Genomic DNA, 12,703 nt, shown 5'->3' with positions numbered 1-12,703 from the left:
CTTCCTTCGGAACGAAAGATACGAAGTTGTCTGCGGCGGCTGCGCCGAGTGCTAGACGGCCTCCACGGTATGTTCCTCCTGTTTGATCCGGAGAGGGGGGAGCTGGTGCACGCCTCGCCAGGACTCTGGGATCTTCTCGGATTTTCGCGAAAGCGATTCCCCTTGCATTGGAAACACCTTGCGGAGTTCGTTCACCCGGAAGACCGGGGAGACCTTGAGGCTGAAGATATCCGTGTCGCAGCCCCTAGGGATTTTTGCTTCCGCATCATCAACACCAAACGAGAAGTGAAGTGGATCCAGGCGGAGGTGGTTCCTATCCCGTGCCGAACCGGTCGCACCTCCCTGCTTGCCCTCCGGATCAGCGACATCACGGAGCGGGTAAAGCGGGACGCCGACCTCAAGCGGCTTACCGCCAAAGCGCTCTACGCCCAGGAAGACGAGCGCATGCGGATCGCCCGGGACTTGCACGACTCCGTGGCCCAGAACCTCTCCGCCCTGACCCTGAACCTGGAGGCCGCGTTGGTGGATCAGAGCAACACGCTCTCACCCGCCGGACGCGAGCTGCTCCGGCACGCCATCACCTCGGCCAGGGAATGCATGGCGGAAACACGCCGCATCGTCATGGGCCTGCGTCCGACGCATCTCGACGATCTGGGCCTTTCCGCGGCCATCAACTACCTGGTGCGCGAATATGTGAACGACCTGGACGGCGACGTGATGATTTCGAACGACACGTCCTTTGACGACAAGAACCTCGACGATACGCGGAAGATTGTTCTCTTTCGCGTGCTCCAGGAGGCCTTGAACAATATCCGGCGGCACAGCGACGCGGACGAGATCGACATTTCATTGCAAGAGAAGGGAGGCGAAATTCTCCTGACAATCCGGGACAACGGCTCCGGTTTCGATCCGCGCGAGTCCCCGGCCAGTCTCGGACTGGAAACCATGCGCGAGCGTTTGGAGTTGGTGTCCGGCTACCTGCTCGTGCGGGAAATGAATCGGGGAGGAGTGGAAATCAACGCCGTAATGCCCGCGAAGCAAAACGAGGTCGACCATTGAACGGCGACAAGAAGCGATGCGCTCCAAGCCTGGCATGGAACGAAAAGCTGTCCACCGGGCATACGGAAATCGACGAACAGCACAAGGGACTCATCCAGCTTGCCAACGATCTGCTGGAGACGGTTCGCGCCGGCAAAGGAGCGTACCTGGTGGACCCGATTCTACGCAGACTGCGGGTCTACACCCGCGACCATTTCCGAGCCGAGGAACGGATCATGGCCTCCGCCGGGTACCCGGAGCTGGCCAGACACGCCAGGGAGCACGCCCAGATTCTCGGCATTGTTGAGCAATTGAACATTTTCAACGACGAAGGCAAGCCGATCGACCCCGACGAACTGCTTTGCCTGCTCAGGGAGTGGCTCATCAACCACATCCTGGGACACGACCTGCCCATGGCCTCCCACCTGCGCTCCAGCCGGATCAAGAATCGTTGCTGAACTTGGCTTTGAGCCATCTGCCCAGAAAATAGACCACAACCAGCAGAACGGCGAAGAGCAGGCCCAGCCGCCAGTCCGCACGCGCGGCCGAGCCTCCCACGCCCACGAAAGGAGCCGCCAGCACGACGTGCATGGGCCAGGCCGCCAACAGATAGACAGGCAGGGGAATATTGCTGAGAGAGAGAAAGCAGTTCTTGACCGCGTAGGGCAGTCCCGGAAACCCTGTGAAGATGACCACGAAGAATATCGCTCGCTTGCGGGCTATAAGGGGCATTTCCTTGGAGTACTTGGCAAGGATGTATTCCAGCGGCCCCCTTATGAAGGTGTGGGTCAGCAGGTGGGTCAGGAGCATGTGCAGGGGGACCAGGGCGGCGAAGAGCGCCATTCCCCACCAAAAACCCATCTTCACCCCGGCCATGAGCAGCAGCACGCTTAAGGGAAAGCCGAGCACGGGCAGCACGGCCAGCAGCACCGCGAACAAGGCCGTGTGGCTGTCCTGATCCACAAGAAACCGCAAGGTCTGCTCCGGACCGTACGTCAGAAACAGATAGCCCATGGCCAGGGCCAGGACGGCCACGGCCGCCAGAAAAAAAACGATCTTGATCTTCTCGCCCCGATCCACCCGGTACTCCCTGCTTGGGGCCGGGTATCAGGCCCCTTTCTGGCATTGCGGGCAGAGGTAGGCCCCCCCTGCCCGAAATCACGATCCGCCGGACCTTTCCCGGACAATCGCCGGGACAGTCCGCGCCCTCTTCTCTGCGCGGCGTCAGCCACGTGTCCGGAAACCGCTCGGGGTCCGCCCCCCGCTCCGCCGCCTCACGCAGCACCCGACGCATGACCCGCAACAGCCTCCGCGCCGTTTCGCCCTGGACGTCCCCCGCCTTCATGTCGGGATGCAGTCCGGCCTGAAAGAGAATCTCGTCCGAATAGACGTTGCCGATGCCCGCCAACACCTTTTGGTTCATCAGCAGGCTTTTCAGCCGCCCCCTGCGCCCCAGCAGCAACTCTTCGAAACGCCCTGGAGTCAGGTCGTCGGACAAGGCGTCGATGCCCAGTTCCTTGCTTTCGGCAAAAGCTCCGGGATCATCCGTCAGGGCTATCCGCCCCAGTCTGCGGGCGCAATCGTAGACCAGGCGGTACCCGTTCTCAAGCACCAGCACCAACTTGGTGTGGTCCGTGTCGCCCGAAGGCTGCTTGTGATAGCTCAAAAAGCCGGTCATACCGAAATGCAGCACCAGCCAGCCGCCTTGGTCCAGCCCGGCGAACAGGTATTTGCCCCAAACCCGGCTCTCCATCAGGTTTCGCCCGGTGAGCGCTTCGGCCAGTCCGGAGGGGGAGACCCCCTCCAGAACGGCCTCGTCAAGCACCAGGACATCCTCGATGCGTTTATGCAACGCGGTGGCGTCCAGGTATTTCTTGAAATGGAGCAGATCGGGAAGTTCAGGCATCTTGCCTCTCCGCCTCCTTGGGCGGCTGCTTCTCGACCCCCAGGATATCCAGCACTCTCTTGCCCGGAATCTCCTCCTGGTCCAGCAGCTCCTCGACTATCTTGTCCAGCTCTTCCCGATGGTCCTCAATGCACTCCCGCGCTCGCTGGTATGCCTCGTCCAGAAGGGATTTGACCTCGAGATCCACTTCCGTGGCGGTCTGGTCGCTGTACTCACGGCGGGAGGCGATCTCCTCGCCCAGGAACACCTGCCCTTCGGGTCCCCCCATGGCCATGTGGGCGAACTTCTCGCTCATGCCCCAGCTCAGGACCATGCGGCGGGCCAGCTTGAAGGCCTGCTGGAGATCGTTGCCCGCCCCGCTGGTGGCCGTGCCGAAGACGAGCATTTCCGAGGCGCGGCCGCCCATCATCACGGCCAACCGGTCCAGCATATACTCCTTGCGATAGATGTAGCGGTCCCGCTCCGGAAACTGCTGGGTGACGCCCATGGACTGGGCGCGCGGGATGACGGAAACCTTGTGCAACGGATCGGCCCTGGGCAGGAGAGCGGCGGTCATGGCGTGGCCCGCCTCGTGGAAGGCCACGATGCGTTTCTCCTCCTCGGTCATGGTCAGGCCGTGGCGCTGCAGCCCCATCATGACCTTGTCCCGCGCGTTCTCGATGTCCTTGTTGGCGATTTCCTCGCGCTCAGCCCGTGCGGCCAGCAGGGCAGCCTCGTTGAGTATGTTCTCCAAGTCCGCACCGCTGAAACCGGGTGTGGAACTGGCCAGTCGCCGCAGGTCCACATCATCGGCCAGAGGCTTGTTGCGGACGTAGATGTCGAGAATCTCCTCCCGCTCATCCACCGAGGGCATGGGCACGCTCACCCGGCGGTCAAACCGGCCCGGACGCAGCAGCGCCGGGTCCAGAATGTCCGGACGGTTTGTGGCGGACATGACGATGACATCCTCGTTGGGCTCGAAGCCGTCCAGCTCGCTCAGAAGCTGGTTGAGGGTCTGTTCGCGCTCGTCGTGCCCGCCTCCAAGGCCCGCTCCCCGGCGGCGGCCGATGGAATCCAGTTCATCGATGAAGACGATGGACGGCGCGTTCTTCTTGGCCTCCTTGAACAGATCGCGCACGCGCGAAGCGCCCACGCCCACGAACATTTCCATGAAGTCGGAGCCGGAGATGTGGTAGAAGGGCACTCCGGCCTCTCCCGCCACGGCGCGCGCCAGCAGCGTCTTGCCAGTGCCCGGCGGACCGACCAGGAGCATGCCCCGTGGAACCTCCCCGCCCAGCTTGCGCACGGCCGAGGGGTCCTTGAGGAAGTTGATGATTTCCTCGAGTTCCTTCTTGGGGCCCTTCGCCCCGGCCACGTCGTCAAAGGTTGTCTTCTGCTTTTCCGGCTCCGCCCGGCGGGCCTTGCTCTTTCCGATGTTGAACATTCCGCCGCCACCCCCGCCCTGCATGCGGCGGTATTGCATGTAAATCAGGCCGCCGATGAGCAGAAGCGGCAGGAAGGATATGACGAGGTACCAGAACCAGCCCCGATCCCTGGCCGGGAGAGTTTTCACCGAGACACCCTGCTCCCGCAGGGTGGAAAGCAGGTCGTCGTCGCCGAAGTCCGGCACGTGGGTGGTGAAGCGCTCGTTTTTCGCGGGCTTGGCTCCGTTCGCCGGAGCATCACCAATCTGAACCGGCTCCTTGAACACGCCCGTGACCTCTCTTCCCTCCAGGGTCACGGATTCCACGTTTCCCCGCTCCACCTGGTTCAGGAACATGGTGTAGTCGATGAGCGGTTCGTTCCTCCCCCCTGTCAACAGGTTCATGGCCAGCCAAGCGGCCAGAATAATGAGGACAATCCTCCAGAACCCCCCTGGGCCCGCGGCTTGCTGCCCGGGGGTCTTCCTCCCCTTGAAATCAGCCATTTTTCCTCACTTTACGGGTTCCGTGGCGTTGGAGACACCGGGAATGGGCACACCAGGGCCGGATTCAACCTTGACGCGATTGACCACGGTTTCGGCTCCGGCCTGGTAGGCGTTTTCCTCCGCGAGTTCGCACTCCAGCCAGGTGTCGACTTCGCCATGAAGGATCACGCGTCCGCCCTCAACGGAAACATCGACTTCCTCGCTGTCCACATACGGGTCCCACCACAATTCCGATTGCACGTCTTTCAACAATTCGTAGTCCAAGGCGGCGTCTCCGCTTTCGTCCGCCACCTCGATGGCGTTGCGCACCTCGATTACGCCGGAGAGGCCGGCGATCGCCTCCTCGGCCAGCGTTTTTTCATAGGCCGTGTCAACAATGCCGCGCAGGCGCACGATGCCGCCCTCGACTTTGGCCGTTACCTCGCCCGGATCCAGGCGCGATTGCGTTTCCAGAGCCCGCCGCACCCGTTCGGCCAGCTCCTCGCCGCCGGGGCGATCCAGCGGCCGGACGCGGATGTGATTCTCCACCGACCAAACCCCCCGCGTATTGCGCGCGATCTGCTCCGCCGCCCGCTTGGCGTCCAAAGTGCCCACGGTTCCGGTCAGAATTACCACACCCTCGCGGGATTCCGCGACAGGGGAGAACGACTTAAGCCTTGGGTCCAAAAAAAAGGCGTCGGCAATGGCACGTTCGATGGCGGCGTCATCCGACCGGGGCGGGACCTCCCGCTGCCGGCGCAGTTGCTCTCCGCCACGCCAGTCCACCATGAGCGCCTCCATCTCCACAGACGTCACGCCGGTGACCAGGGCTTCCTCGTACGCCCGGTATCGCTCGTCCGCGCTGCCGACCCTGCCGGTCAACTCCACTTCACCGTTTTCCACCTCCACCTCGATGGATTCCTCCATAACCCAGGGGTTCCACTTCAAGGCCCTGCGCACGTCAGCGGCTATTTCCTCGTCAGACCGCTTGACCTCAGGTTTCACCTCGATGCCGTTTTCAATGGAGCCGACACCCTCCACATCCATCACCAGGCGCTCCACGATATGCCGTTCGGGCCAAGACTCCACCCGGCCCTCCAGTTCGAGCCGGCCATCCTTCACCTCGACCTCGACCTCGAAGGCTTCGGTGGCCGGATTCTCCGACAGGACCCGCAGAACGTCCGAACGGATCTCGCCGTCCTCACGGCCAAGCAGCGGGGAAACGCGCACCGTGTTGACAACGGTCCGCACGCCCTTGACGGTCCGGGAGACCCGCGTGGCTCTGTGCTTGGAGAGCAGGTCGTTGGCCACGCCGGAGACCCGGACCACTCCGGAGCGGACCGAGACATCCATCAAATGCGACTCCACGCCGTGGTCGCGCTCCAACGTGCGCTCCACGGCCCGGGCGATGCGTTCGTCCGGCAGTCCGCCATCCCCGGAGGCCGGGGATGCGGCGGGAACGGAAAGCAGAACAAGGAGCGGGAACAGTATGGCGTGGCGCACGCAACCCTCTCTTGCGGTTGAATTCAGGACCAATTTTCATTCCTGCCACAGTCGTTCGAACGGCGAAAGGAGAGAAGGGGGCGATTCGGGGACCTATCGGGTAAGCCGGACGTAACCAACACCTCCCCTACTCGTCCCCTGTCAAAAAACCTGAACCGAAGGCACAAGGAAGAAAATGCCGTCGAACCGCAACCTGGGAGATACCATGCAACCGATCGGCCCCCTCATGTGGGAACACCGCCTCATCGAGCAGATGGTCGACCTCATCGGCAGGGAGGCCGACCGGCTTGATTGCGGCGGCGAGCCCGACATCCATTTCGCCATGCAATGCGCCGACTTCCTATCAGTGTACGCCGATGCCCTGCACCACGGAAAGGAAGAGCGAATCCTGTTCAGAGAATTGAAAAAGAAAGATATCAGCCCAAAGCACAAGGAAATCATGAACGGGCTGGAGGAAGACCATAAACTGGGCCGCGAGCTGGTCTCCCGCCTGCGATCCTCGGCCAAGGCGTTCGGCAACGAGCCGGAACTCGCCTTCGAGGACATCCGCATCTCCCTCCGTGAACTGGTGCGGCTTTACCCCCGCCACATCCGCACCGAGGACAGGGATTTCTTCCATCAAGTCATGGACTATTTCAGCCGGGACGAAATGGACTCCATGCTCGCCGAATACCACAACGTGGCCCGGGACGTGCTGTATGACAAGTACCAAAGCGTGGTGGACGACTTGCGGGAGAAGTTCACGTGAACGAAAGGGGTCGGCCCGGCCTTCGCATCAAGCGCATCCACGACCCGGTGGAACCAGGGGACGGCCTGCGCGTCCTCGTGGACCGGGTGTGGCCCCGCGGCGTAAGCAAGGAGGAGGCGCAACTGGACGAGTGGGCCAAGGAGCTGGCTCCCAGTACGGAGCTGCGCCGCTGGTTCGGCCACGACCCGGACAAATGGGGCGGCTTCCGCCAGCGCTACCGGGCAGAGCTTCAATCCTCGGAGAAAGAGCGGAAAATGGAGGAGCTCGCGCGGGCGACCGGAAGCGGCGGCGTCACCCTGCTCTACGCCGCCAAGGACCGCGAACACAACAACGCCGCCGCGTTGCGTGATTTTCTCGCTGGAAAAATGGAGGACTGACCAGGCATCAGGAAATCATTTCCGCCAAGCGGGCGGCGTTGTGGGCCGCGTAGCCCTCCTGGTCGTTGTCGAAAAAACAGTAGACGTCCAGCCCTTCGGCGGTCCAGGCACTAATGGCCCCGGCCCAGTCCGCCAGGTCCCGCTCCGGATAGGAGCCCTGGTACTTGTCGCCGGGACCGTGCAGGCGGATGTAAATGAAATCGGTCGTGACCTCCTTTGGCGAGAAATAACCGGCCAGATGGTAGATACAGAATGCGGCCTTCCTTTCCCGCAGCAGATCAAGGGTTTCTTCGGTGATCCAACTCGTGTCACGGAACTCGAAGGCGAAGCGGCGTCCGTCGGGCAGGGCATCGAGGAATGCCCGCAACCGTTTGATGTTGACCCGCCAGTTGGGGGGAAGCTGGAACAGAACCGGTCCGAGATTGGGACCGAGTGCGTCCACAGCGGCGAAGAAGCTGTCCACCCCCTGGCGCGGGTCCTTCAGCTTCTTCATGTGGGTCAAATAACGTGACGCCTTGACCGCGAATGGAAAGCCCTTGGGCACTGCCTTGCGCCAACCCAGAACGGCCTCGCGACCAGGCAGACTGTAAAACGTGTTATTGATCTCCAGCGCGCCAAAGCGCTCGGCGCAGAAGGCGAGTTCCTCATCGCGAGGAAGGCCGCCGGGATAGAAGGTTCCCCGCCAGTGCGGGTAGCTCCACCCGGAGGTGCCGACAAAGGCAGCGCCCAGGGTCATCCCGGCGGCGCACCATTCCTACCTGTGGACCAGGAAGGAGATTTTGCAGTTGACCCGGTACTTGGTGACCTGATCATTCTCCACCACGGCCTGGAAGTCCTGACAGTAGACGGATTGGATGTCTTTCACAGTGGCGGCGGTGGACTGCACGGCGTCCTATCCGCGTCTTCCCAACTCGTTTCTGACTGGGCCAGAACCTCGATGACCTTCACGATCGACATGGACACCTCCGTGCCGCTTTGGACGACCCGAGGGCCGTCTCGTTGTCTCATTCAAGCTGATCCGTGAAATCCTTCATGGCCTTCAAGGCGGTGTTCGCTTCGCGCATGGCCCGGTCGAAAGCTCCCCTGGCCTTGTCCTTCCGCCCCTCGCGGGCGGAATCTTCCATGGTCCGGGCCAACTCTCCGAGCGCCTCCGCGCCCAGCAGACGGGAAGCCCCTTTGAGTGAATGGGCCTCATCCTCGGCTTTTTCCATGTCGCCTTCTTCCAGGGCTTGGCCGATAACGCCCAGCTTCTCGTCGCACTGCTCCGAAAAGGCGTCCACCATGCGCAAAAAGAGTTCCTTTTTCCCTTTGTACTGCTTCAACACCCCGCCTTCATCCAGCGTGGGGAGCAAGTCCTCCCCATGCCCCCCCCCGCTCGCGGCGGCCTCCGCGGCGTCTGGCGTTTCAACTCCCTCCGGTTCCTCTTCAGGTTTCCCACCGGGAGCGCACTCCCTGCGGGAGACATCTTCATCCGCCTCTCGGACGCCAAGGCTGGTCAAGTCCTGAAGCTTGGCCTGGAAATTAGCCAGATCCACCGGCTTGACCATGTAGGCGTCCATCCCCGCATCCAGGGCACGCCTCCTTGATTCATCGTCCACCTTGGCGCTGAGGCCGATGATGGCCATCTTGCGATTGGCCTCCTTGGTCCTGCCCTGGCGGATGCGCCTGGTGGCCTCGATGCCGTCCATGCGGGGCATCTTCACGTCCATGACCACCAGGTCGTAGTCGCAATCCTCCAGACGGGCCACGGCCTGCCTGCCGTCCGTGGCCGTCTCCACATAGTGTCCCCGGGAAGTGAGGTAGTCGGAGAGGAACATGCGGCTCATCTCATCGTCCTCGGCCAGCAACACGCGCAGGGAGCGGCCGTCCGGTCGCAGGTCGATGGCACCGCCACCCTCCGGGGCGGACTCCACCTCGTCGGCCTCGGCCGGTTCCAGGGTTACGGTGAATAGAAAGGTGGTGCCCTCGCCCGGCTTGCTCTGCAGCCAGATGTACCCCCCCAGCATGTTCACCAGTTCCCGACAGATGCTCAGGCCCAGCCCGAAGCCGGAACTGGACCCTGCTTCCTCCTCACCGCGCCGAAAACTCTTGAATATCTCGCGCTGCCTGTCGTGGGGGATGCCGTGCCCCGTGTCGGAGACGCGGAAAAGAAGGGAGATGGGACCGGGACTTCCATCGCGGCGCGTCTCGCCCGTGGTGGCCGATTCCACACCAAGACTCACCGAGCCCTCGTCGGTGTACTTGATGGCGTTGTCCAGCAGGTTTTCCAGAATCTGGCTCAATCTTCTGGCGTCGCCCCGCACGTATTGCGGCACCTGCTCCCCTGTGTCCAGCTGGAGGCGCAGACCCTTTTTCTCGGCCAGGGGGCGAAACAGGCCGACGACCTCATCCACCACCCGCAGCAGATCGAAGGGGCGACGCTCAAGCCGCAATCGCCCAGCCTCGGCCCGGGAAAGATCCAGAATGTCGCCGATCATGCTGCTCATCTTGGAGGCGGCCACACGGATCCGTTCCAGTCGTCCACGCTGCCGCTCGGGCAACTCATCCGCCAGCATGATCTGGATCTCTCCCAGCATGGCATTCATCGGGGTTCGCATCTCATGGCTGATTTCTGCCAGCATGTTCAATTCATTCTTGCCTTCCGATGATTCATCCCTCGCCATGTACGCCTCCGGTAGCGATGCTTCCGATACTATGTAGCAACCACCCCTTCACATTCCACAGGGGAGAAAGGGGGCGGGTTTCGGGTAGCTCCCCGAAAAGTCCCCTCCCCGTCCCCTTTTGAAGGACGAGTGGCCGAGCCATTTTGACATAAACCAACTAAATCGAACACGGGGAGCTTGCATGGTTCTGGCGCATTTCATTTTCGCCCTCGCGGTCGCTCTGGTGGTCGTCCTGGTCTTTTCCAGGGCTTTCCGCCATCCCGGCCGCCCCCATCCACTCGGCCTGGTCCTGCTTGTCTTTCTCGTTACCTGGGCCGGCGGAGTGTGGCTCACGCCCTTTGGTCCAAAGCTTTGGGACGCTTTCTTCTTCCCCTTTCTCATGACCGGGCTGGTGGCCTTTCTGCTCTTGGCGGCCATCGGCCCGCCCCCTGGAAAGAAGGGATCCAACACGTTCCGCCAGGAAGGACGTCGGAGCGACTCCACGCCACCCCCCGCGGGAAACGTCTACACCTTGAGCCTAACCCTGATTCTAGTACTATTGATCCTAGCCTACTACATCACCTAACAGCAAAGGAGGACGCCGTGTCCCGTCTCGCACTCATCGCTTTGGCCCTGTTCCTGCTTCCCGCCCTGCCCGCCATGGGAGAATCACAGCCGCAACCCCCGGCCGCCGGTCAGGTGGCCGTTCCGGAAGACGCCGAATTGCGCATGGCCCGGGTGGAGTTCGACCACGTTCCCCACAGCGACCTGGACTGCACCCAGTGCCACCACACCTGGGACGGCATGAGCGAAATCAAGGGCTGCTCCGATTCCGGTTGCCATTCCGACATGGTTGCCAAAAAGGGCGAAGGCTCCTTCTACGCCGCCTTCCATGAGCGGACGAGCCAAATCAGTTGCCTGGGCTGCCACAACGACCGCTCACAGACCGACAAGAAGCACGGTCCGGTGAAGTGCATGGAATGCCATGTCAAAAACGGCTGATCCGGCCACGGCCAATCGCCGAACCGAACGCGTGCCCCCGGCTACGGCCTGAAGCGTAAGGGAACGACGGGCCGACCAGGTGAAGCCGCTGGCGTTGTTCGGCTCAAGCGGAGAATACGAGGAGGAAACTATGTTGCGTTGGGCTTTGATATTCCTGGTGGTGGCCATAGTCGCCGGGTTGCTCGGTTTCGGCGGGGTGGCCAGCGCGGCCGCCTCCATAGCCAAGGTGCTCTTCTTCGTCTTCCTCATCCTCTTCCTGGCCGTCATCATCCTCGGAGTATTCCGGGGGCGGGGGCCGAGAGTGCCCTGACGCTTGCTTGGCAGAGCAAACAAAACGCCTCGGCGCGAATCGCGGCGGGGCGAAACAGCTACACCTCGGGCAATGATTCGTCCTGTTCGGGGGTGGGAAAACGTTCCACCGACTCCCGGCGGCGAACATGGTCGTACAAACGAAAGAGGCGGCGGAAATTCCTTTGCAGAGAGAACCTCCGCTTCATGCGCTCCCGCCTCAGGCGCCGCGACTCTTCCCCTTCGCCCAGGGCCCGGATGCGGCGCACGGCATCAGCCAGTGCCTTTGCCTCCGGCGCGTCGGCTTCGATGAGCGACTCCTCCCCTTCCAGCGTTTCCCCCATGCCGCCATCCTTCACGCCCAACACCCGGGTGCCGCATGACTGGGCCTCCACCGAGACCAGGCCGAAAGTCTCGTGCGTGCCAGGATTGCAGAATAAATCAGCCGCGCTGTAGACTTCGACCAGTTCCTCGCGGTCCGAGGCGTAGGGAATCCAGGTGATGTCATCCCGACTCTCCGCGGCCCGCCGCACCACCTCCGCATCCTCCCCGTCGCCGGTGAGAACCAGATGTACCGGGCGCTCCCCCTCGCCGAACTCCTCCATCATTGCCAGCAGGGCGGAAATGTTCTTCATTGGGGCGAACCGGCCAACGAAAAGCAGCAGGTACGTCCCGAGCGGCAACCCAAGCCTGTCCAGCACCTTCGCCCGGGAATCCAGGGGCCGGAAGACATCAGTGTCGCAGCCAAGGGGTACGCGGACGACCCGCTCCACGCCCATGTCCCTAAGCCGTGACTCGAAGAGCTTGGTTGAAGTGATGGTGGCGGCCATCTTGTTGTACAGGGAGGCTAGGTAGCCCTCGATGGCGTCCGTGACCACGCCTCCCAAAGTGTCCGACCCCAGACCGCGCTCCAGGTCGCGGCCGTAGGAGCGGGGATAGTCGGAGTGGTAAAAGCCAACCACGGGGATATCCAGGTTCCCACCGGCCCACAGTGCGAACCAGGCGGGCTGATAGGCGTCGGAAACCTCGATGACGTCCGGTTTGTCCCTGGCCACGATGCGGTCCACAGCCGCCTTGTTGATCAGCAGCCGGTAACTCTTGGAGCCGGGCAGGCGCGGGGAGGCTATGTGGTAGGTGGTGGTCCGTTCCTCCGTATGCCTGGAACTCTTCTCGCCGGGGATGACCAGAATCTGCCGCAGGTCCTCCCGTCCGGCCACGAAGGCGCGCTTGTCGTTGACGTAGCTCTTCACCCCGCCGCTGATGGGGCTGTACGTCTGCACCACGTCGCAGACGGTGAGCGGCTGGCGCATCGAC

General features: G+C 62.4%; 14 protein-coding genes and 1 pseudogene. 7 read left to right on the top strand and 8 right to left on the bottom strand.

Translation table 11 applies throughout. The annotated features are described in order from the left end of the window. Window positions 1–69: 69 nt before the first annotated feature. Both N911_RS0116210 and N911_RS0116205 read left to right on the top strand, forming a co-directional pair. On the top strand, window positions 70–1,059 hold the full coding sequence (locus N911_RS0116210) for a PAS domain-containing sensor histidine kinase (RefSeq protein WP_081859298.1): 990 nt from the start codon (window positions 70–72) through the stop codon (window positions 1,057–1,059). Beyond that, window positions 1,056–1,496: a bacteriohemerythrin gene (locus N911_RS0116205; protein ID WP_029898991.1), complete on the top strand. Its 441-nt coding sequence runs from the start codon at window positions 1,056–1,058 to the stop codon at window positions 1,494–1,496. The genes N911_RS0116210 and N911_RS0116205 overlap by 4 nt, the downstream gene beginning before the upstream one ends. On the opposite strand, the gene N911_RS0116200 is transcribed toward N911_RS0116205, so the two are convergent. From N911_RS0116200 to N911_RS0116190, 4 genes and pseudogenes are all read right to left on the bottom strand, one after another. Then, window positions 1,480–2,118 (bottom strand): TVP38/TMEM64 family protein, encoded by a 639-nt coding sequence (locus N911_RS0116200; protein ID WP_029898989.1) that lies wholly within the window; start codon window positions 2,116–2,118, stop codon window positions 1,480–1,482. The genes N911_RS0116205 and N911_RS0116200 overlap by 17 nt on opposite strands. 184 nt (window positions 2,119–2,302) lie before the next feature. Further along, window positions 2,303–2,944 (bottom strand): annotated as a pseudogene (locus tag N911_RS19215) (DNA-formamidopyrimidine glycosylase family protein); the annotation flags it as partial. Then, window positions 2,937–4,850 (bottom strand): ATP-dependent zinc metalloprotease FtsH, encoded by a 1,914-nt coding sequence (gene ftsH, locus N911_RS0116195; protein WP_081859296.1) that lies wholly within the window; start codon window positions 4,848–4,850, stop codon window positions 2,937–2,939. The pseudogene N911_RS19215 and the gene ftsH, both read right to left, overlap by 8 nt. Before the next feature lie 6 nt (window positions 4,851–4,856). Continuing rightward, window positions 4,857–6,332 carry a BON domain-containing protein gene (locus tag N911_RS0116190; protein WP_029898985.1) on the bottom strand — a complete coding sequence of 492 codons (1,476 nt, stop codon included), beginning with the start codon at window positions 6,330–6,332 and terminating at the stop codon, window positions 4,857–4,859. Window positions 6,333–6,537: 205 nt separating this feature from the next. Between N911_RS0116190 and N911_RS0116185 the strand changes: the two genes are divergently transcribed. Continuing rightward, window positions 6,538–7,080 carry a hemerythrin domain-containing protein gene (locus N911_RS0116185; RefSeq protein ID WP_029898983.1) on the top strand — a complete coding sequence of 181 codons (543 nt, stop codon included), beginning with the start codon at window positions 6,538–6,540 and terminating at the stop codon, window positions 7,078–7,080. Next, window positions 7,077–7,457 carry a DUF488 domain-containing protein gene (locus tag N911_RS0116180; RefSeq protein ID WP_029898981.1) on the top strand — a complete coding sequence of 127 codons (381 nt, stop codon included), beginning with the start codon at window positions 7,077–7,079 and terminating at the stop codon, window positions 7,455–7,457. The genes N911_RS0116185 and N911_RS0116180 overlap by 4 nt, the downstream gene beginning before the upstream one ends. 7 nt (window positions 7,458–7,464) lie before the next feature. Here the strand turns inward: N911_RS0116180 and N911_RS0116175 are convergent, their stop codons facing one another. From N911_RS0116175 to N911_RS0116165, 3 genes are all read right to left on the bottom strand, one after another. Next, the gene (locus tag N911_RS0116175; RefSeq protein WP_029898979.1) at window positions 7,465–8,193 is read right to left on the bottom strand and encodes a DUF72 domain-containing protein; all 729 of its coding nucleotides are present in this window, start codon (window positions 8,191–8,193) and stop codon (window positions 7,465–7,467) included. Window positions 8,194–8,211: 18 nt separating this feature from the next. Then, window positions 8,212–8,343: a dodecin domain-containing protein gene (locus N911_RS17175; protein WP_237559995.1), complete on the bottom strand. Its 132-nt coding sequence runs from the start codon at window positions 8,341–8,343 to the stop codon at window positions 8,212–8,214. A 118-nt stretch (window positions 8,344–8,461) separates the two neighbouring features. Further along, window positions 8,462–10,120 carry an ATP-binding protein gene (locus N911_RS0116165; RefSeq protein ID WP_029898977.1) on the bottom strand — a complete coding sequence of 553 codons (1,659 nt, stop codon included), beginning with the start codon at window positions 10,118–10,120 and terminating at the stop codon, window positions 8,462–8,464. Window positions 10,121–10,301: 181 nt separating this feature from the next. Here N911_RS0116165 and N911_RS0116160 point away from each other — a divergent pair, with 181 nt between their 5' ends. The 3 genes from N911_RS0116160 to N911_RS0116150 all read left to right on the top strand — a co-directional run bounded on the left by N911_RS0116160 (window position 10,302) and on the right by N911_RS0116150 (window position 11,411). After that, complete coding sequence (locus N911_RS0116160) at window positions 10,302–10,685, top strand: hypothetical protein (RefSeq protein ID WP_029898975.1); 384 nt, start codon at window positions 10,302–10,304, stop codon at window positions 10,683–10,685. 17 nt (window positions 10,686–10,702) lie between these two features. Then, window positions 10,703–11,101, top strand: coding sequence for a cytochrome c3 family protein (locus N911_RS17170; RefSeq protein ID WP_035105643.1), 399 nt, complete (start codon window positions 10,703–10,705; stop codon window positions 11,099–11,101). Window positions 11,102–11,231: 130 nt separating this feature from the next. Continuing rightward, entirely contained in the window at window positions 11,232–11,411 is a 180-nt protein-coding gene (locus tag N911_RS0116150; RefSeq protein ID WP_029898971.1) for a DUF1328 domain-containing protein, read from the top strand. Window positions 11,412–11,469: 58 nt separating this feature from the next. Here the strand turns inward: N911_RS0116150 and N911_RS0116145 are convergent, their stop codons facing one another. Beyond that, window positions 11,470–12,699, bottom strand: a complete 1,230-nt coding sequence (locus tag N911_RS0116145; RefSeq protein WP_029898969.1) for a glycosyltransferase — start codon at window positions 12,697–12,699, stop codon at window positions 11,470–11,472. Between the last annotated feature and the right edge of the window lie 4 nt (window positions 12,700–12,703).

Origin of the sequence: Desulfohalovibrio reitneri (genome assembly GCF_000711295.1) — a bacterium.
In the GTDB taxonomy this organism is placed as follows: domain Bacteria; phylum Desulfobacterota; class Desulfovibrionia; order Desulfovibrionales; family Desulfovibrionaceae; genus Desulfohalovibrio; species Desulfohalovibrio reitneri.
The sequence above is the reverse complement of the archived record's forward strand: the minus strand, read 5'-3'. Positions and strand labels throughout refer to the sequence as shown.